Source organism: Streptomyces sp. NPDC048584, from assembly GCF_043199595.1.
Lineage (GTDB): Bacteria > Actinomycetota > Actinomycetes > Streptomycetales > Streptomycetaceae > Streptomyces > Streptomyces edwardsiae.
The window spans coordinates 93,332-112,269 of record NZ_JBICWF010000003.1; the positions used below are offsets into that span (position 1 = coordinate 93,332).

An 18,938-nucleotide genomic window follows, 5' to 3' on the forward strand; every position below is an offset into this window, starting at 1 on the left:
GCGCGGAGAGCTGACGCGTTTGCGGGAAGTCGAAGTCACGCTGAGGACATGGCTTCATCGATCGACTGCCCGCCCCGCCCGCGCCACCCCGCTCCGTACCGTGCCGTCGTCCTCGTCCTCGTCCTGCTGGCGGCGCTCAGCGGATGCGCGGCGGGCACCGGCACCACCACGACGGGGGGCGCCCCGACGGCCGGGGCGCCGGGCACCGCGCCGGGCACCGCGGGCACCGCGCCCGGCACCGGCAACACCGCGCAGGGCCGGGCCGGCACCGGAACGCCGGCATCGCCCGCCCGGATTCCCGGCCTCGGCCCCCGCACCCGCGCGTGGATTCCGGCGAACGCCCGCCAGGTGGTCGTCGTCACCGGCGTCGGCGAGGACGCCAACCGTTCCCGGGTCGTGCTGTACCGGCACACCGGGACCGGGTGGGAGAGCGGTCCAAAGTGGCCCGCGCACAACGCCCTCAGGGGCTGGACCGACGACCACTGGGCTGGCGACCTGCGTTCACCCGTCGGCGTGTTCACCCTCACCGACGCCGGGGGGCTGCTGCCCGATCCCGGCAGCCGGCTGCCGTACGACAGGTCCGACGGGTTCGCCGTCGGCGGCACCGGTTTCGAGGGCGAACCGCTGGAAGGCTCCTTCGACTACGTCGTCGCCATCGACTACAACCGTGAGCCGGGCACCTCCCCGCTGGATCTGACCCGTCCGCTCGGCGCCGACCGGGGTGGCGGCATCTGGCTGCACGTCGACCACGGAGGGCCCACCCAGGGCTGCGTCAGCCTCTCGGAGACCCATATGAGGGAGCTCCTGCGCACCCTCGACCCCGGCCGGCATCCCGTGATCGTCATGGGCGACGCCGCCTCCCTGCGCGAGTGACACGGCCTCAGGGAGCGATGCCGACCCCGTCGACACGGCTCCAGGCCTTCTCCTGCGCGGCCGTCATCGCCGGCCACGTGCTGCCGCCCGGGCGCGGTTCGACACGCGAGGCGTAGGAGGACGGCCGGAAGTCCGGTTCGTAGAAGCAGCCGGTGCCGTACGTGCGGTCGAAGGCCGCGCAGGACGCCGCGACCGACCGCGGGGTCGGCTTGTCGCCGCCGCGCACCCAACGGTCCAGCGCCGTGATCGAGTTGGCGTACTCGGACGTGCTCAGCCCGCTGTGCTCGTGCTCGTCGGTGAACGTCTGCACCAGATGCCGGTCCCGGTGCGCGCCGGCGAGGGTGTCCCGGTAGGCCGCCTCGTGCTCGACGAACGCGGTCGGGTCGTCGATGGCGTGCAGCGTGAGCACCGGGATCCTCACCTTGCCGGTGAGGTCACTGTCGTACGACAGATCGCGCTCGGCCGTCGGATCGGCGGTGAAGCGTTCCACGCCCGCGTTCAGCGCCTTGTCGTCGTGCGAACCGGAGTACCGCACACCGACGTTGGTGAACGGGTTACGGTCGTCCAGCCGCTTGTGCACGATGTCCCGGAACGTGAAGACGGAGAAGCGCAGATGCGACTCCAGCGTCCGCTCGGGCACCTTGGTGACGGCGAGGATGTCGTCCAGGTTGCGCTGCTGCAGCGCCGTGCGCTCCACGGGCGGGAGATCGTAGCCGGTGCACTCCCGCAGCCGGGCGCGCATCCCGGTCGTCGTCAGCGTCGACGTGGGACGCAGCCCCTGCCACAGCGGGTACTGCGGCTCGCTCGGGCGCGGCAGGTTCTGACAGTAGTACTGGTAGACGACGCGCAGATCGACCCGGTAGTCGTAGCCGCGGGAGCCGCCGCCGAGGACGCCGTTGGTGAGCAGCGCGCCGTCGTAGGGGCCGTGCGCGCCGCCGTACATCTCGATGGTCTTGGCGGCCACGTCGCCACCCCACGACTGGCCGTGGAGGTACGTCCGCCGCGGACTTCCGAACTCCTCGGTGAACAGACGGCGGAGGTTCTCGGTGTCGGTCGCGGCCATCCGGGTGCCGTAGCCGCCACGGCGGTACGACGAACCGGCCCAGGCGTAGCCCTGGTCCACCATGACCTGCCAGCGCTCCAGATCCCCGACGCTGCGCTCGGGGTCGGACTCGTCGCCGAGGTCGGGGCCGCCGTGGGAGTGGACGACGAGCTTGTGGTTCCAGCGGTGGGGGATCGCTATCGCGTAGTAGGCGCCGTTGTCGTCCTGGCCGGTGTAGCAGGCCGCCTTCTCGGCGAGGGGGGTGGGGCAGGTGACGGGGGCGGGCGCCGTGTCCGCGGCGTGGGCGGCGGGTGCCTGGGTGAGGGCGAGGAGGGCGGCGCCGGCGAGCCCGAGACTCACCGTGTGACGTGATCGGTTCATGACCGGCGATGCTAGAAACCCGACTCCGTCGGGGCTATGGCCTCACGTTTTACGTTCATAGTGTTCGCCCCCCCCGGGGGCCTCAAACGCCGGAGGGGCTGGCTTCCAGCCCCTCCGGCGTTTGAGGAGCGGGGTCCGGGGCGGAGCCCCGGTGTCGGGACGGGAAGGGGCGGCGGGGACGAGGAAAAGAATCAGTCACCCTCCCGCGGCGGCGGGGGAGGCGGGCGGCCCCCCGCCTCCCCCGCCGTCAAGTGCTCCAGCACCTCCACCAGCTCCTGACACGCCCGCTCCACCGACCGCCGGGTATTCCGCTGCTCCGTGATCACCGCCGACAACAGCAACGCCGTCAACGCCAACGCCCCGTTGAACACCTGCAGATTGCTCAGCACCTGCACCTCGCTGAGATCCTGGAACGGCCCCTCCCGGTCCGTCGCCGCGACCGTCGCCATGACGGACGCGAACAGCGCGCACACCATGCTCCCCGCCAGCTGGAACCGCAGCGCCGCCCAGATCAGCAGCGGGTAGATGACGAACAGCAGACTGCCCCGGCTGTGCGTCGCCAGCGGTACGAGCCCCGCCGCGATCGCCGCCAGCACCACCACCTCCGCCCACCGCGACCAGGGCACCGGCGCCCGCGCCCGGTACAGCACGAGCAGCATCGGGGTGACGAGCAGCACCCCCATCGCGTCACCCACCCACCACGCGAGCCACACCAGCCAGAAGTCCCCCGCCGGGAGGTCGCCCGTGGCGAGGAGCATCACGGCGCCCGCGGTCGAGCTGATCAGCATGGCCGCGAACCCGCCGAGGAACACCAGGGAGAGACAGTCGCGTAATCGGGTGAGATCCATGCGGAGACCCACCCTGCGCAGCAGCAGGTACCCGACCACCGGCGCGGCGGTGTTGCCGACGAGGACGCCGAGCGAGGACAGCCGCAGCGTGGTGAGGTGGAGCAGGACCAGCAGGGCACCGAGGGCGATACCGGCCCAGCAGCGCAGCCCGAGGACGAGGAGGCAGGCGACGGCCACTCCCGTCGGCGGCCAGACGGGTGAGACGACCGAGCCGCCGACCCGGAGTTCGCGCAGCAGCCCCAGCCGTCCGCCCGCGTAATAGCAGCCGGCGACGGCCAGTGTCTCCAGCACGAAGACGGCCGGTGTACGAAGATCCTCGCGGCCCACCACACTCGCCATCAGACACCGGGGCCGCCGCGTCGGCGAGGTGAGAGGCGCGGGCCTGCGGCCCTATGGCTGAAAGGCCGGTCCGTCGTGCCCGATCACCAGGACGGCCGCGTCGTCCTCGTGCCCCCCCCGCTCCGCCTGCTTGATCACGGCGGCGGCGAGCGCGTCCATGTCGAGGCGGGCGACCGCCGCGACGCCCGCGAGCCGCGCCACCTGCTCGAGTCCCTCGTCGAGATGCAGGGAGGGCCCCTCCACGACCCCGTCGGTGAGCAGCACGAACACCCCGCCCTGGTCGAGCCGGTAGCGGGTGACGGGGTAGTCGGTCCCGGGCTGGATCCCCAGCGGAGGGCCGCCCTCGTCGTCGCTCACGCCCGAGCGGCCGTCCGCCGTGGCCCAGACGCACGGCAGATGCCCGGCCCGCGCGCTCTCCAGCACCCGGGTGGCCGGATCGAGCCGCATGAAGGTGCAGGTGGCGAAGAGGTCCGAGCTCAGGGACAGCAGCAGTTCATTGGTCCGGGCGAGCAGCTCGCCCGGATCGCTGTCGACGGAGGCGAGCGCCCGCAGCCCGACCCGGACCTGCCCCATGAAGGCGGCCGCCTCGATGTTGTGCCCCTGGACGTCGCCGATCGACAGTCCGATACGGCCGTCGGCCATGGTGAACGCGTCGTACCAGTCCCCGCCGACATTGAGCCCCTGGTACGCGGGGGCGTACCGCACGGCCAGCCGCACGCCCTCGGCGACCGGCAGTCCGCGCGGCAGCATCCCGCGCTGGAGGGCGATGGCCAGTTCGACCCGGGAGCGCTGCACCTCCGCCTGTGCGCGCGCCTGCGCGGTCAGCGTCCCGAGCCTGATCAGCAGCTCGTCGCCGTCGTCCGTGGCGCCGGTGCGGGACATGGATCACTCACTCGGGACAGAGCTCGCATTTACATATGAAAAGGATGATAGTCGGAACCGGTTCGGGCGGGCCAGTCCATGTCTAGGCTGTGGTCATGGAGCAGCGGGAGATCATGCAGCGGAGCGTCGGCATCCTCACCGAGGCCCTGGAGATGCGGCGGCGACTGCGGGCGGACCCGGACGCCGACGTGGGGCGCAGCGGAGCCGTCGCGCAGCTGCTGGAGGAGATGCTGCCCAGGATCCAGCTGCCGGCCGACGCGAGCGCGCGCGAGGTGGCGGACATCGTCACCGAGAAGCTGGGCCCCGCCATCGTGCAGATCGCCTCCGCCCTCACCTTCGCCTTCGTCCAGCTCGCCGAGATCCACGACGAGGGCCGCACCGACGTCTCCTCCGCCGACGTGCTCCGCTCCATCTCGCTGCACTACGAGAAGGGCGGCGAGCGGTAGCCCCGCGGCCGGGCGAAGCGAACCGTCGGTGCGCGTGCTCTTGACTCCGTACGCGTGAGTAGCCATCCTCTGGCCATATCTTGCGCCGGTCATGACAAGCTCCGTCGACGGAGGGACGTGCGTCCATGCCCACGTATCGCGGACGGCGCCACACCGCCGTCGTCACGCTGCTCCTCCTCGTGCTGGCCGCGGCCCTCGGCCCCACGCCCAGCTCCGCCGCCGGCGGCGACTGGTGGGACCCCGTCGCCCGCCCCGCGCCGGACTCCGGGGTCGATGTCACCGGGGAGCCGTTCAAGGGCACGAACGCCGGCGGCGAGGTACGCGGGTTCGTCGACGCGCACAACCACATCATGGCCAACGAGGCGTTCGGCGGGCGGCTGATCTGCGGCAAGGCGTTCTCCACGAAGGGGATCGCCGACGCGCTCAGGGACTGCCCCGAGCACTACCCCGACGGCTCCCTCGCCCTCTTCGACTTCATCACCAACGGCGGCGACGGCAGGCACGACCCGGTCGGCTGGCCCACCTTCGAGGACTGGCCCGCGCACGACTCCCTGACCCACCAGCAGAACTACTACGCCTGGATCGAGCGCGCCTGGCGCGGCGGCCAGCGGGTGCTCGTCAACGACCTCGTGACCAACGGCGTGATCTGCTCCGTGTACTTCTTCAAGGACCGCGGCTGCGACGAGATGACGTCCATCCGGCTGCAGGCGAAACTGACGTACGACATGCAGGCGTACATCGACGGCATGTACGGCGGACCGGGAAAGGGCTGGTTCCGGATCGTCACCGACAGTGCCCAGGCCCGTGATGTCATCGCCCAGGGCAAGCTCGCGGTCGTCCTCGGCGTCGAGACCTCCGAACCCTTCGGGTGCAAGCAGGTCCTGGACATCGCCCAGTGCGACAGGGGCGACATCGACGCGGGGCTGGACGAGCTGTACGCCCTCGGCGTGCGCAGCATGTTCCTGTGTCACAAGTTCGACAACGCGCTGTGCGGCGTGCGCTTCGACGAGGGCGCCCTCGGCACCGCCATCAACGTCGGCCAGTTCCTGTCCACCGGCACCTTCTGGCAGACCGAGAAGTGCGCCGGGCCGCAGGCCGACAACCCCATCGGCCTCGCCGCCGCGCCAGGCGCCGAGAAGGAACTCCCGGCGGGCGTCGAGGTGCCCTCGTACGACGAGGACGCGCGGTGCAATGTCCGCGGGCTCACCGAGCTCGGCGAGTACGCCGTACGCGGCATGATGGAACGCAACATGATGCTCGAGATCGACCACATGAGCGTCAAGGCCACCGGCCGTGTGCTCGACATCTTCGAGTCCGCGTCGTATCCCGGAGTGCTCTCGTCGCACAGCTGGATGGACCTCGACTGGACCGAGCGGGTCTACGGCCTCGGCGGGTTCGTAGCCCAGTACATGCACGGCTCGGAGGACTTCGTCGACGAGGCCGACCGCACCGGGGCGCTGCGCGACGAGTACGGCGTGGGCTACGGCTACGGCACCGACATGAACGGCGTCGGCGGCTGGCCCGCCCCGCGCGGCGCGGACGCCCCGAACGCCGTAACGTACCCCTTCCGCAGTGTCGACGGCGGCTCCGTCCTCGACCGGCAGACCGCCGGCGAACGCGCCTGGGACCTGAACACCGACGGGGCGGCGCACTACGGACTCGTCCCCGACTGGATCGAGGACATCCGGCGCGTCGGCGGACAGCACGTGGTGGACGACCTCTTCAAGGGCGCCGAGTCCTACCTCGACACCTGGGGCGCCTCCGAACAGCACCGGGCCGGGGCGAACCTCGCCGACGGCGCGACGGCGACGGCGAGTTCGGCGGAGTGGAACCCGTTCACCAGCTACGCGCCCGGCCGGGCCGTGGACGGCGACCGGGGCACCCGCTGGGCCAGCGACTGGAGCGACGACCAGTGGCTGCGCCTCGACCTCGGCGCCACCCACCAGGTCGGACGGGTCACGCTGGACTGGGAGCGCGCGTACGGCACGGCGTACCGCGTCGAGCTCTCCACCGACGGCGTCGACTGGCGTACGGTCTGGTCCACCACCTCCGGCGACGGCGGCCTGGACACGGCCACGTTCACGCCCTCACCGGCCCGCCATCTGCGCGTGCGGTTCACGGACCGGGGCACCGAGTGGGGCTACTCGCTCCGGGAGGTGGGCGTTCAGGGCCGGTGACCGGACCCGTGGGCCTCGACCGCCGTGCGGACCGTCGCCAGGGCCGTCTCCCGGTCGGCGGGGACGAGCCCGATCCGGGTACGGCGGTCGAGGACGTCCTCCTCGTCGAGCGCGCCCTCGTGCCGCAGGGCCCACACCAGCTCGGCGGCGGTGACCGGGTATCCGGGCAGCACCGGCTCGCCCAGCCGCGGGTCCCGCACGCCGAGCGCGTGCACCGCCGGTGCCTCGGTGCCGTAACGCACGACGAGCCGGCGGGGCGCGGGCAGGTCGGCCAGGACGTGCGGCGGCGCGGCGCCCACCAGCGGCAGCGAAGCGGTGACGGACGGCCCGGCCGGCAGGCCCCGCAGGCGTACGGCGGTGTCGACCGCGTCCTCGGCCATCCGCCGGTACGTGGTGAGTTTGCCGCCGACGACCGTGACGACGCCCTCGCCGGAGGTGAGGACCGCGTGCCGTCGTGACAGGTCGGCGGTCCTCGGTGCCGTACCCGGACGCGTGGTGTCCAGCAGGGGCCGCAGTCCGGCGAACGCGCCGACGACGTCGGCGCGTCGGACCGGCGCGTGCAGAACGGAGTTGAGCACGTCGAGGAGGAAGCCGATGTCCGTCTCGGGCGCCCGGGGGACGTCGGGGACGTCCCCGTCCACGGGTTCGTCGGTGAGGCCGACGTAGACCCGGCCGTCGTCCTGGGGCAGCACCAGGACGAAACGGTTGCTCTCCCCGGGGACCGGGATGTGCAGGCCCGCGGCCGGCGGGCCGGGGCTCTCGGGGCGCAGGACGAGGTGGGTGCCGCGCGAGGGCCGTATCCGGACCCCGTCGACGAGGCCTCCCGACCACACACCGCACGCGTTGATCACCGCGCGGGCGCTGATCCCGCCCTCCTCACCGGTGAGTTCGTCGCGGACCCGGGCTCCCGTCGGGCCCAGCTCCAGGGCCCGCACCCTGGTCAGGACGCGCGCGCCGCGCCCCGCCGCCGTACGGGCGAGGGCGGTGACCAGGCGGGCGTCGTCGGTGAGCCGGCCGTCCCAGGACAGCAGTCCGCCGCGCAGTCCGTCGCGCCGCAGGGCGGGGGCGAGATGCCGGGTCTCCACCGCGGACAGCCGACGCGGCGGGGGCAGGGTGGCCCGCGCCGTACGGGCGGCCAGGCGCAGGGTGTCCCCGGCCCGGAACCCGGTCCGCGCCAGGGCGGCCCGACCGCGCGACACCAGCGGGGTGAGCGGCAGTACGAACGGCTGGGCCGCCACGAGATGGGGCGCGGTGCGCTCCATCAGCACCCCGCGCTCCACCGCGCTCTCGTGGGCGACGTCGAGCCGGCCCGAGGCGAGATAGCGCAGCCCGCCGTGGATGAGCTTGCTGCTGAACCTCGAGGTGCCGAACGCCAGGTCGTGGGCGTCGACGGCGACCACGCTCAGCCCGCGCGCGGCGGCGTCCAGCGCCACCCCCGCGCCCGTGGCGCCGAGGCCGACGACCAGCACGTCCACCGTGGGGCCGCCCACGGAATCGGCCAGTTCCCGCGCCCGGCGGGCGGCGGACAGGGACGAGGCGGAGGCCGGGCCGGCGAGGGGGTTCATGGGGTGAGGGTCCTCTCCAGGATGTGGCGCAGCTCGCCGAGGAACGCCTCGGCCGTGAGTTCGGGGTCGTCCTCGTCGGTCATGGTCCGCAGGGACAGCGTGAAGGACTGCGCGATCAACAGCACCGCCCGCGCCTGCCGTTCGGGAGGAGCGGCGCGCACCGAGCCGTCGGCGTGACCCTCGCGCAGGGAGTCGGCGAGCCGCTCCAGCAGGGCCTCCTGGCTCGCTCCGCGGCGGTCGAGCACATAGGGCAGGAGCAGTTCGGGGTCCACGTCGAGGATCTTCCGGAAGAGCGGGTGGGCGCCGAACGCGCGGACCGCCGCCACCAGCCCCTCGGTGATCACACCGCGCATCGGCATCCCGGGACCGCGCTCGGGGATGGCGCCGGTGGCCACGGCGATCCACTCGCGGGTCATCAGATCGCCGACCAGCGACCGTACATCGGGCCACCGCCGGTACAGGGTCATCCGGGAGACCCCGGCGCGCCGGGCGATGTCGGTGAGCGTGGTGCGCCGGACCCCGACGGCCAGGACACAGTCCCGTACCGCGTCGAGCACCGCGTCGTTGTCCGAACCGTTGTGACGAATGGGCGTCATGTGTCACAGTGTAACGCCCGTCGGGGTGGCCGGTCGAGACCGGCGGCCCCGTCATTCCGACCGACCGGTGAGGACGGCACGCATGGACATGCTGTGGAACGGCTGGGGCGACCCGGACCGGGCGACGCCGCTGCCCGGCACGGTGACCGGGCTGCTGCGCGATCTGCTCGGCGTCGAACCCCGCGAGACCGAACCCCTCGCCCTCGAGGACCTGAGCGTCCCGGAGAGCCCGTTGGGCCGGTCCGCGCACCGCGCCCTGGCCGCTGCCCTGGGCGGTGACGCCCATGTGCGCACCGACGCCGAGACCCGCGTCCGGCACACGCGCGGAAAGTCCACCCCCGACCTGCTGCGCATACGCGAGGGCGACCTCACCGCCGTCCCCGCCGCCGTACTCCTGCCCGGCGGCCACGACGAGGTGCTCGCCGTGCTGCGGGTCTGCGCCGGACACGGACTGCCGCTGGTGCCGTTCGGCGGCGGCACCTCCGTCGTCGGCGGTCTCGCGCCCGGACGGCGCGGCCCCTTCGTCGCCCTCGACCTGCGGCGCATGGACGGCCTGCTCGGCCTCGACCCCGTCTCCCGCACCGCCACCCTGCAACCCGGCCTGCGCGGCCCGCGGGCGGAGGCGCTGCTCGCCGAACACGGCTTCACCCTCGGCCACTTCCCCCAGTCCTACGAGTGGGCCACGGTCGGAGGCTTCGCCGCCACCCGCTCCAGCGGCCAGGCGTCCGCCGGATACGGCCGCTTCGACGAGATGGTCCTGTCCCTCACCCTCGCCACCCCGCAGGGCACCCTCGACACCGGCCGCGCCCCGCGCTCGGCCGCCGGACCCGACCTGCGCCAGCTGATCCTCGGCTCGGAGGGCGCCTTCGGTGTCATCACCTCGGTGACCGTCCGCGTCCGCCCCGTCCCGGAGACCCGCCACTACGAGGGCTGGCACTTCCCCACCTTCGAGGAGGGGGCCACCGCACTGCGCCGGCTCGCCCAGGACGGGCCCCGGCCGACCGTGCTGCGGCTGTCCGACGAGACCGAGACCCTGATAGGCCTCGCCGACCCGGACGCCATCGGCGCCGGCGCGCGGCAGTCCGCCGGCTGCACGGCCGTCGCCGGATACGAGGGCACGGCACAGGACACCGCCCACCGCAGGGAACACGCCGCCGCCGTGCTGCGCGCTTGCGGCGGAACGCCTCTCGGGGACGAGCCGGGGCGGCGCTGGGCACACGGCCGCTACTCGGCCCCCTATCTGCGCGACGCGCTCCTCGACGCCGGGGCCTTCGCCGAGACACTGGAGACGGCCACGTTCTGGTCCCGGATCCCCGCGCTGTACGCCGCCGTCCGCGACGCGCTCACCACCACCCTCACCGGGGCCGGCACCCCGCCCCTGGTCATGTGCCACATCTCGCACGTCTACGAGAACGGCGCCTCGCTCTACTTCACCGTGGTCAGCGCCCGGGGCGAGGACCCCGTGGAGCACTGGACCCGCGCCAAGCACGCCGCGGGCGAGGCGATCCTCGCCGCCGGCGGCACGATCAGCCACCACCACGGCGTCGGCACCGACCACCGGGACTGGTACGTCCGTGAGGCGGGCCCGTTGGGCATCGACGCCCTGCGCGCGGTGAAACGGCGGCTGGACCCGGCGGGGCTGCTCAGCCCCGGTGTCCTGCTGCCCGCCGACTGACCGAGACCCCCCGACCGCCCGCCCCGGAGGCACCCCGATGCGCCAGTTCACCGCCGTCGTCAACCCCACCGCGGGCGCGGCCGCCACAGCGGCCGCCGCACTGCTCGCCCTGGCCCGGCTGCTCCGCGAGGAGGGTGCGGACCTGCGCACCGAGTACAGCCGCAGCCTCGCCCACGCCCGTCAACTGGCCCGCGAGGCCGGGCAGGAGGGCCGTATCGTGCTCGCGGTCGGCGGGGACGGCATCGCGGGCGGCGTCGGCGGGGCGCTCAGCGGGACCGACGCGGTCCTCGGCCTGGTCCCCGCGGGCCGCGGCAACGACTTCGCCCGCGCCCTGGGACTGCCCCGGGACCCGGCGGCCCTGGCCCGCGTCCTGCTGCACGCCGCACCCCGGCCGGTCGACACCCTCGAGGTCAGCTCCGCCGTCCACGACCGCACCGTCGTCCTCGGCAGCGTCTACGCCGGGGTGGACGCGCTGGCCAACCGCCACGCCAACCGGTCCCGGCTGCGCGGCTCCGCCTCCTACTACGCGGGCGGCCTGCGCGCCGTCGCCACCTGGCGGGCGGCCCGCTACCGGGTCACCGTCGACGGCGACGAACTCACCCACACCGGGTACACGGTGGTCGCCGCCAACTCCGGCTACTACGGCTCCGGCCGCCTTGTCGCCCCGGACGCCCGCGTGGACGACGGCCTGCTGGACGTCGTCCTGATCCGCGAGGCGCCCCGGCGGCTGTTCTTCGCCCTGATGAACGAGCTCGGGACCGGTGCCCACGTCCACCGGCCACAGGTACGGATCCTGCGCGGCCGGGAGATCCGGATAGCGGCCGACCGGGAGGTCCCCTACGGGGCCGACGGGGAGGTCGACGCCGTCCTCCCCGTCACGGTCGGGATCCTGCCCGGAGCCCTGCGCGTCCTGTACTGACCGGCCGTCACCGGCCGTCGTCCGGAGCGGGCGTGCCGTGGTAGCGCCGGGCCAGCCTGGCGAGCGCCACCGCCGCGAGCAGCAGCCCGAAGTCGCGCAGGGCGACGTCGTAGTAGTCGGGAATCGTCAGCAGATCGACGATGATCCCCGCGAGCCAGCCGGCCACCAGCCAGCCCCCGAAGCGCGGCGCGAGGCCCACGACGACACCGGCCACGATCTCGATCACCCCCACCGCGTACATCGCGGACTGGGCACTGCCCGGGACGACGTCGTCGATCCACGGCGCGAGATAGCCGGGCCAGTCGGTGAGGAGATTCGCGAACTTGTCCAGTCCGAACAGGACCGGCGCCACGGTGAACGCCGTACGCAGGATGACGAACGCCTGATAGCCGGGGTCGGCGAGCGCGGCCCGCCGGGGCGCGACCGAGGGGCCGCCCGTGGTTGTGGAGGTCATGACCTGCACCCTTCTTCTATCGACAACTTTCATTAACGATAGAAGCCCGGTTTCTTTCTTTAGTCAATGGCTGTTGCTTTTACACTGGTGTTCGTGGACGACACGGAAGAAGTACGCGACAAGGACGTCTCCGCCATCGCCGCTCTGGACGAGCCCACCCGCCGGAGGCTGTACGACTACGTGGTGCGCCGGCGGCACCCGGTCGGCCGGGACGAGGCGGCCGAGGCCCTCGGCCTCGCGCGGCAGACCGCGGCGTTCCACCTGGACCGGCTGGCCGCCGAGCACCTCCTCGACGTGCTCCATGTACGGCGCAGCGGACGCAGCGGACCGGGCGCGGGCCGCCCGGCGAAGCTCTACCGCCGCTCCGGGGAGCAGATCAGCGTCAGCCTCCCCGACCGCCGGTACGAACTCGCCGGCCGGCTGCTCGCCCAGGCCGTGGAGGAATCCGGCGCCACCGGGGAACCCGTACGCGAGGTGCTGCACCGCAGGGCGCGCGAGACGGGCGTCCGGCTGGGGGAGGACGGCGAGGGACAGGAGGTCGTACGGGTGCTGGAACGGTACGGATTCGAGCCCCGCCGCGAGGACGCGTCCGTCGTCCTCGGCAACTGCCCCTTCCACGCCCTCGCCCGGGCCCACACGCAGACGGTCTGCGGCATGAACCTGCAACTGATGTGCGGTGTGCTCGAAGGACTAGGCGGCGACACGGGGTACGAGGCCCGCCTGGCCCCCGAACCCGGCCGGTGCTGCGTCCGCCTGGAGCCCGCCGCCTGAACCCGCCGCCCCGGAGGTGCGCCATGACCCCGCGCGAGCTGTCCACCTTCGGCCACGGCACCGCGGGCCGGGAGGCCCTCGCCCGGCTGCTGCACGACGCCGGGATCACCGCCGTCGTGGACGTCCGCATCGGCCCCGGCAGCCGCCGAGACCCGGACCTCGGGCGCGACCGGCTCGCCGTATGGCTGCCCGAGGAGGGCATCTCCTACCGCTGGGAGCGGGATCTCGGCGGCTTCCGCAAACCGCCGTCCGACTCGCCCGACACCGTCTGGCGCAACGACTCCTTCCGCGGCTACGCCGCCCACACCCGCACACCCGGATTCCTCGCCGCGATGGACACCCTGCTCGAGCAGGCCGCCCGCGAGCCCACCGCGGTCATGTGCGGCGAGTCCGTGTGGTGGCGGTGCCATCGGCGGCTCATCGCCGACTTCGCCGTCCTCGCCCGCGACATGCCGGCCCGTCACCTGATGCACGACGGACGCCACACCCCGCACACCCCCACCCCGGGCGCCCGCCTGCGCGCCGACGGCCTGCTCGTCTACGACGACACCGACGCCGCGTCACGCTAGGCGGCCGGACGCAACTCGGGAGTCACCCGCCGTTACCGGACGCGCCCCAAGACTGGACCCGTTCGTTCTCTGGAATTAATCGTGTCTGGGGTTGTAGGTTCGCCCCATGACCGCATCCCGGCCGCCGACCACCGCCGAGGAGCTCCGCGCCGCGGGCCTGCGCGCGACGGCCGCCCGCGTCGCCCTCCTGGAGACCGTCCGCCAGGGCGGCCACCTCGGCGCCGAGGACCTCGCCTCCGAGGTGCGCCGGCGTATCGGGCACGTCTCCCTGCAGGCGGTGTACGAGGCGCTCCACGCCCTCACCGGGGCAGGACTGGTGCGCCGTATCGCACCGGCCGGCGGCCCCGCCCGGTACGGCGGGCGCGTCGGGGACAACCACCACCATCTGGTGTGCCGGTCCTGCGGCGCGGTCGCCGACGTCGACTGCGCGGTCGGCGAGGCCCCCTGTCTGACCCCCTCCGACAGCCACGGCTTCGTGATCGACGAGGCCGAGGTCGTCTACTGGGGCCGGTGCCCCGGCTGTTCCACCTCCCGCAGTAGCTGAACTGCGCGAACCGTTTCGCCCGGAAGGACTCCCATGACCGAGAACCACGACGCGATCGTCACCGAACCCAAGGCGGAGGAGACAGGTGGCTGCCCGGTCGCGCACGGGCGCGCCCCGCACCCCACCCAGGGCGGCGGAAACCACCGGTGGTGGCCCGAGCGCCTCAACCTGAAGATCCTCGCCAAGAACCCGGCCGTGGCGAACCCGCTGGGTGAGGACTTCGACTACGCCGAGGCGTTCCAGGCCCTCGACCTGCCCGCGGTGAAGCGGGACATCGCCGAGGTGCTGACCACCTCGCAGGACTGGTGGCCCGCCGACTTCGGCCACTACGGACCCCTCATCGTCCGGATGGCCTGGCACAGCGCCGGCACCTACCGCATCAGCGACGGCCGCGGCGGCGCCGGCGCCGGCCAGCAGCGCTTTGCCCCGCTCAACAGCTGGCCGGACAACGCCAACCTCGACAAGGCGCGCCGGCTGCTGTGGCCCGTCAAGAAGAAGTACGGCAAGAGCCTGTCCTGGGCCGACCTGCTGATCCTCTCCGGCAATGTCGCCCTGGAGTCCATGGGCTTCACCCCCTTCGGCTTCGCCGGCGGCCGCGCCGACGTCTGGGAGCCCGAGGAGGACGTGTACTGGGGCCCCGAGTCCACCTGGCTCGGCGACGAGCGCTACACCGGCGACCGGGAGCTGGAGAACCCGCTCGGCGCCGTCCAGATGGGCCTCATCTACGTCAACCCGGAAGGCCCGGGCGGCAATCCGGACCCGATCGCCTCGGCCCGCGACATCCGCGAGACGTTCCGCCGGATGGCGATGAACGACGAGGAGACCGTCGCCCTCATCGCGGGCGGCCACACCTTCGGCAAGACCCACGGAGCCGGCCCCGCCGACCATGTGGGCGACGACCCGGAGGCCGCCGGCCTGGCGGAGCAGGGCCTGGGCTGGAAGAGCACCTTCGGCACCGGCAAGGGCGGTGACACGATCACCAGCGGTCTCGAGGTGACGTGGACCAACACGCCGACGACCTGGGACAACAGCTTCTTCGAGATCCTCTTCGGCTACGAGTGGGAGCTGTTCGAGAGCCCCGCGGGCGCCAACCAGTGGCGGCCGAAGGACGGTGCGGGCGCCGGCACCGTGCCCGACGCCCACGACGCGTCGAAGAGCCACCAGCCGACGATGCTCACGACGGACCTCGCGCTCCGCTTCGACCCGGTCTACGGCCCGATCTCCCGGCGCTTCCTGGAGAACCCGGAGGAGTTCGCGGACGCCTTCGCCCGCGCCTGGTACAAGCTGACCCACCGCGACATGGGCCCGAAGTCGCTGTACCTCGGCCCCGAGGTGCCGGCCGAGACCCTGCTGTGGCAGGACCCGCTGCCGGAGCGCACTCACGACCTGATCGACGCCGCGGACGTCGCCGCCCTCAAGGAGCGGATCCTCGCCTCCGGGCTGTCGGTGGCCGACCTGGTGTCGACGGCGTGGGCCTCGGCCTCCTCCTTCCGCGGCAGCGACAAGCGCGGCGGCGCCGACGGCGCGCGTGTCCGCCTGGAACCGCAGCGCGGCTGGGAGGCCAACGACCCCGACCGCCTGGCCGCGGTGCTGCGCACCCTGGAGGGCGTCCAGGAGTCCTTCAACACCGCGCAGACCGGAGGCAAGCAGGTCTCGCTGGCCGACCTGATCGTGCTGGCCGGCGCCGTGGGCGTCGAGAAGGCCGCCCGGGACGGAGGCGTCGAGATCGAGGTGCCGTTCACACCCGGCCGTGTGGACGCCGCGCAGGAGCAGACCGACGCGGAGTCCTTCGCCCCGCTCGAGCCGGCCGCCGACGGCTTCCGCAACTACCTGGGCAAGGGCAACCGGCTGCCGGCCGAGTTCCTGCTCCTCGACAAGGCCAATCTGCTGACCCTGAGCGCCCCCGAGATGACCGTCCTCGTCGGCGGGCTGCGGGTGCTGGGCGCGACCTATCAGCAGTCGTCGCTCGGTGTGCTCACCACGGCCCCCGGGACCCTGACCAACGACTTCTTCGTCAACCTGCTCGACCTGGGCACCACGTGGCAGTCGACGTCCGGGGACCAGACCACGTTCGAGGGCCGTGACGCGGCCACCGGCGAGGTCAGGTGGACGGGCACCCGTGCCGACCTCGTGTTCGGCTCGAACTCCGAGCTGCGCGCGCTCGCCGAGGTCTACGCGAGCGACGACGCCAAGGAGACGTTCGTGCGGGACTTCGTCAAGGCGTGGGACAAGGTCATGAACCTCGACCGGTTCGACCTCGTCTGATCCGCACATCCCGGGCCGGCCCGCGGCAACGGCCGGCCCGGGATGCGCGCGGGCCGCCCTGCCACCAGGCTTGAAGTGAGCCGACCGCCACCTTGAGGAGGTGCCCAGGATGGGCAAGGGCAAGGGCAAGGGCGACAGCGACCGCGGGAAGGACCTCCACGAGGGCGACGAGGTCGCCTGGAGCAGCCACGGCAGCGAGACCGGGGGCAAGGTCGAGAAGAAGATCACCGGGCGCACCGAGGCCGCCGGACGCACGGTCGCCGCCTCCGAGGAGGAACCGCAGTACGAGGTGCGCAGCGAGAAGTCGGGCAGGCCGGCGGTCCACAAGCCGTCCGCGCTCAGGAAGAGGAAGTGAGCGCCGTGACCGCGGACCGGGACGACGAGACCTGGGACGAGTTCCGCGAGCTGGTCACCATGAAGCCGGCCGAACTGGAGAAGTGGCTCGGCACGGAGGAGTCCCGTGACGCGGGACAGCACAAGGACGGCGGCGAGTCCACCGGCCACGCCTCCGGCCGCCGCATCGTCACCCTCCTGCGCACCGCCCGCAAGGACCTCTCCGCCGACGACTACGCCCATATGCGCAAGGTCGTCGGCTACATCCGCCGCCATCTCGCCCAACGCCCGTCCGGTGATGTACGAGACACCCGCTGGCGCCGCTCACTGATGAACTGGGGCCATGACCCGCTGGTGAACTCGCCCCGGTGACAACCGCGTTGGTACGGCGACTTACGGCCTTCCTCACCGGGAACCGGGCGCGTCGCCTGCGCGTTGTCGGTGTGAGGTAGCACAATGATCGGAAAAGGAGATCAACTCCGGCGCCGCGCTGGGTAGACGGTCTCGTGTCCCGGCTCCGGAAAGGTTCTGCAGATGCTCGCCACCGTCGACCGTCCGAACACCCTCATCGCCCTGCCGACCCAGCGGCGCCGGCCGGTGACGACCGAACTCCCGGCCGCTCCCTCCCGGAAGCACAACCTGGCCGGCACCGACCGTGCCGACGTGCTGCGCATCATCTCCGACCCCCGCACCCCCACGTACGTGACCGAGTACGCCAACGGCCGCCGCAGGTACAGCTACTGGCGCCCGGTCGACCCCACCGGCACGGGCGGCTGCTACGCGTCCCTGCCGACCGCCGAGTGCGACGCGCTGCACGTGGCCGGCCGGATCACCCTGGGCGAGCCCGTGGTGGACCCCAACCGCACCACCTACCGCGTCCGCCCCGCAGCCCGTCCGCAGCCCGCCACCCGCCCCGAACCGGCCCCCCGAACCGGACTCGAGCCGATACGCGCACCCCGCGAACGCGCCCGCGTGGCCTGACCTGGAAGGGGCGGTGGGCCGCCTCGGACGTGCCGCGTCGAGAGCGGGAATCCCGATGGCGCCGTGCCGGCTCCCGAAACCGGTACCGCCCGGCTGCCGTATGCGGCTGCCGGGCGGCCCGAAGCCCCCGTGTCAGGCGATGGACGCCGAGATGACGGCCGAGACCGCGAGGTTGCAGGAAGCCGTCACCCAGACCGCCGGGTGGGGTTCGGGCTCGACCAGCGTGGCGCCCAGGCGCCCCGGGGTGATGAGGTCCACCACCAGGAACGCCACGGCCATCATCACCAGCCCCAGCACACCGAACGTCGCCGTCGACGCCAGCCCCTTGCCGAAGTCCTCGTACGTCGTCCAGATCGACGTGAACACGATCCCGCCGATGCCGAGCAGCGCGGAGCTCAGCACCAGCGCGGCGTTGCGGTTGCGCTCCTGCCAGATCTGCCGGCCGAGCTTTCCGGGCGTCAGCACGTCGACCAGGACGATGCCGAGGACCAGCAGGACCAGTCCGAGTGCGCCGTAGGCTGTGGCCCGGCCGAGTCCGTTGACGATGTCGCTCATGGGGGTGCCGGCTCCGTAGGGTGAATGATCGCGGTCAAGGGCGTGCAAAATGTAGCGCACCCGTTCGACGCCCCGGCCCGCTGCCCCGTCATCCCCCGGCCCCGATGTCGTCGGCACGGGCGACGAAGCGCGCGGCGCCGTCGCTGATCCGGTACAGGAAGGAGCCGCCGTCCCGGTCGGCCTCGTAGAACCGGCGGGTGATTCCCTGCCAGGAGGTGCGCAGCAGTTCGGAGCGGAGGGCGGAGGGGCCGTCGGCGCCGGCGCCGACGAGGCCGTGGGCGGCGAACCATACGGCGTCGTGGGCCTCGGCCGCCCAGGCGGCGGGGGAGTGGCCGTGGCGCTCGCGGTGGGCGGCGGCGAAGGCCCGGGTGCGCGGGTCCGCCTCGGCTTCGGCGTACGCGGTGCCCACCAGCCAGCCCTCCGCCTCGGCGAGGAACCGGCCGCCGAGCACCCGCTCATCCGCGCCCCGCGGCGGCCCGCCTCCCGCAGCGCGCGGGCGATGGCGGGGGCGCGCTCCGGACGCACACCGGCGAACATCACCGCGTCCCGGGGATGTTCGGCGACGCGCCCGGCGACGGCGGCGAAGCCCTCGTCCGCCGCGACCTCGTCCTCCAGTGCCTCGGCCAACGCGGCGGCCAGCGCATGCAGTTGCCCCTCGGGCCGGACACCGTGGCGGGCGATCGCCTCGGCGAGCGAGGGCCCGGTACATCACCAGGAGCCGTG

20 protein-coding genes are annotated in these 18,938 nt (G+C 72.9%); 12 read left to right on the plus strand and 8 right to left on the minus strand.

Features of this window, described 5'->3' with window-relative positions:
* The first annotated feature begins 48 nt into the window (after positions 1-48).
* A complete protein-coding gene (locus tag ACGFR9_RS08350) occupies positions 49-873 on the plus strand; it encodes a L,D-transpeptidase family protein (protein WP_393204181.1) in 825 nt (274 codons plus the stop codon).
* A gap of 7 nt (positions 874-880) precedes the next feature.
* Here ACGFR9_RS08350 and ACGFR9_RS08355 read toward each other — a convergent pair whose 3' ends face one another.
* The 3 genes from ACGFR9_RS08355 to ACGFR9_RS08365 form a co-directional block, all read right to left on the minus strand.
* On the minus strand, positions 881-2,296 hold the full coding sequence (locus tag ACGFR9_RS08355; RefSeq protein ID WP_393204183.1) for a hypothetical protein: 1,416 nt from the start codon (positions 2,294-2,296) through the stop codon (positions 881-883).
* Between the two features lie 191 nt (positions 2,297-2,487).
* The gene (locus ACGFR9_RS08360; protein WP_393204185.1) at positions 2,488-3,483 is read right to left on the minus strand and encodes an MASE1 domain-containing protein; all 996 of its coding nucleotides are present in this window, start codon (positions 3,481-3,483) and stop codon (positions 2,488-2,490) included.
* Positions 3,484-3,534: 51 nt separating this feature from the next.
* A complete protein-coding gene (locus ACGFR9_RS08365; RefSeq protein ID WP_393204187.1) occupies positions 3,535-4,365 on the minus strand; it encodes a PP2C family protein-serine/threonine phosphatase in 831 nt (276 codons plus the stop codon).
* Positions 4,366-4,460: 95 nt separating this feature from the next.
* On the opposite strand from ACGFR9_RS08365, the gene ACGFR9_RS08370 reads away from it, so the two are divergent.
* Both ACGFR9_RS08370 and ACGFR9_RS08375 read left to right on the plus strand, forming a co-directional pair.
* Positions 4,461-4,811 carry a hypothetical protein gene (locus ACGFR9_RS08370; RefSeq protein WP_311642639.1) on the plus strand — a complete coding sequence of 117 codons (351 nt, stop codon included), beginning with the start codon at positions 4,461-4,463 and terminating at the stop codon, positions 4,809-4,811.
* 125 nt (positions 4,812-4,936) lie between these two features.
* The gene (locus tag ACGFR9_RS08375; protein WP_393204189.1) at positions 4,937-6,988 is read left to right on the plus strand and encodes a discoidin domain-containing protein; all 2,052 of its coding nucleotides are present in this window, start codon (positions 4,937-4,939) and stop codon (positions 6,986-6,988) included.
* Here the strand turns inward: ACGFR9_RS08375 and ACGFR9_RS08380 are convergent.
* A complete protein-coding gene (locus ACGFR9_RS08380) occupies positions 6,976-8,553 on the minus strand; it encodes an FAD-dependent oxidoreductase (RefSeq protein WP_393204191.1) in 1,578 nt (525 codons plus the stop codon). The genes ACGFR9_RS08375 and ACGFR9_RS08380 overlap by 13 nt on opposite strands.
* Positions 8,550-9,149 (minus strand): TetR/AcrR family transcriptional regulator, encoded by a 600-nt coding sequence (locus ACGFR9_RS08385; RefSeq protein ID WP_393204193.1) that lies wholly within the window; start codon positions 9,147-9,149, stop codon positions 8,550-8,552. Before ACGFR9_RS08385 ends, ACGFR9_RS08380 begins: the two co-directional genes overlap by 4 nt.
* Positions 9,150-9,231: 82 nt before the next feature.
* On the opposite strand from ACGFR9_RS08385, the gene ACGFR9_RS08390 reads away from it, so the two are divergent.
* Both ACGFR9_RS08390 and ACGFR9_RS08395 read left to right on the plus strand, forming a co-directional pair.
* Positions 9,232-10,824, plus strand: a complete 1,593-nt coding sequence (locus ACGFR9_RS08390; protein WP_393204194.1) for an FAD-binding oxidoreductase — start codon at positions 9,232-9,234, stop codon at positions 10,822-10,824.
* A gap of 37 nt (positions 10,825-10,861) precedes the next feature.
* A complete protein-coding gene (locus ACGFR9_RS08395; protein ID WP_393204195.1) occupies positions 10,862-11,743 on the plus strand; it encodes a YegS/Rv2252/BmrU family lipid kinase in 882 nt (293 codons plus the stop codon).
* Positions 11,744-11,750: 7 nt separating this feature from the next.
* Here ACGFR9_RS08395 and ACGFR9_RS08400 read toward each other — a convergent pair whose 3' ends face one another.
* Positions 11,751-12,197, minus strand: a complete 447-nt coding sequence (locus ACGFR9_RS08400) for a hypothetical protein (protein ID WP_393204196.1) — start codon at positions 12,195-12,197, stop codon at positions 11,751-11,753.
* An 87-nt stretch (positions 12,198-12,284) separates the two neighbouring features.
* On the opposite strand from ACGFR9_RS08400, the gene ACGFR9_RS08405 reads away from it, so the two are divergent.
* The 7 genes from ACGFR9_RS08405 to ACGFR9_RS08435 all read left to right on the plus strand — a co-directional run bounded on the left by ACGFR9_RS08405 (position 12,285) and on the right by ACGFR9_RS08435 (position 17,660).
* Positions 12,285-12,968 carry a helix-turn-helix transcriptional regulator gene (locus ACGFR9_RS08405; protein ID WP_393205179.1) on the plus strand — a complete coding sequence of 228 codons (684 nt, stop codon included), beginning with the start codon at positions 12,285-12,287 and terminating at the stop codon, positions 12,966-12,968.
* 23 nt (positions 12,969-12,991) lie between these two features.
* Complete coding sequence (locus tag ACGFR9_RS08410; RefSeq protein WP_393204197.1) at positions 12,992-13,537, plus strand: DUF488 family protein; 546 nt, start codon at positions 12,992-12,994, stop codon at positions 13,535-13,537.
* A gap of 106 nt (positions 13,538-13,643) precedes the next feature.
* Positions 13,644-14,081 (plus strand): Fur family transcriptional regulator, encoded by a 438-nt coding sequence (locus tag ACGFR9_RS08415; protein ID WP_393204199.1) that lies wholly within the window; start codon positions 13,644-13,646, stop codon positions 14,079-14,081.
* A gap of 33 nt (positions 14,082-14,114) precedes the next feature.
* On the plus strand, positions 14,115-16,346 hold the full coding sequence (katG, locus tag ACGFR9_RS08420; RefSeq protein ID WP_393204201.1) for a catalase/peroxidase HPI: 2,232 nt from the start codon (positions 14,115-14,117) through the stop codon (positions 16,344-16,346).
* Positions 16,347-16,455: 109 nt separating this feature from the next.
* Positions 16,456-16,701 carry a DUF2945 domain-containing protein gene (locus ACGFR9_RS08425; RefSeq protein ID WP_393204203.1) on the plus strand — a complete coding sequence of 82 codons (246 nt, stop codon included), beginning with the start codon at positions 16,456-16,458 and terminating at the stop codon, positions 16,699-16,701.
* Positions 16,698-17,051: a DUF3140 domain-containing protein gene (locus tag ACGFR9_RS08430; RefSeq protein ID WP_393204205.1), complete on the plus strand. Its 354-nt coding sequence runs from the start codon at positions 16,698-16,700 to the stop codon at positions 17,049-17,051. Before ACGFR9_RS08425 ends, ACGFR9_RS08430 begins: the two co-directional genes overlap by 4 nt.
* Before the next feature lie 162 nt (positions 17,052-17,213).
* Positions 17,214-17,660 carry a hypothetical protein gene (locus ACGFR9_RS08435; RefSeq protein ID WP_393204207.1) on the plus strand — a complete coding sequence of 149 codons (447 nt, stop codon included), beginning with the start codon at positions 17,214-17,216 and terminating at the stop codon, positions 17,658-17,660.
* Positions 17,661-17,792: 132 nt separating this feature from the next.
* Here ACGFR9_RS08435 and ACGFR9_RS08440 read toward each other — a convergent pair whose 3' ends face one another.
* Both ACGFR9_RS08440 and ACGFR9_RS08445 read right to left on the minus strand, forming a co-directional pair.
* Complete coding sequence (locus ACGFR9_RS08440) at positions 17,793-18,215, minus strand: DUF350 domain-containing protein (RefSeq protein ID WP_311642658.1); 423 nt, start codon at positions 18,213-18,215, stop codon at positions 17,793-17,795.
* A gap of 88 nt (positions 18,216-18,303) precedes the next feature.
* Positions 18,304-18,666 carry a hypothetical protein gene (locus ACGFR9_RS08445; protein WP_393204209.1) on the minus strand — a complete coding sequence of 121 codons (363 nt, stop codon included), beginning with the start codon at positions 18,664-18,666 and terminating at the stop codon, positions 18,304-18,306.
* Between the last annotated feature and the right edge of the window lie 272 nt (positions 18,667-18,938).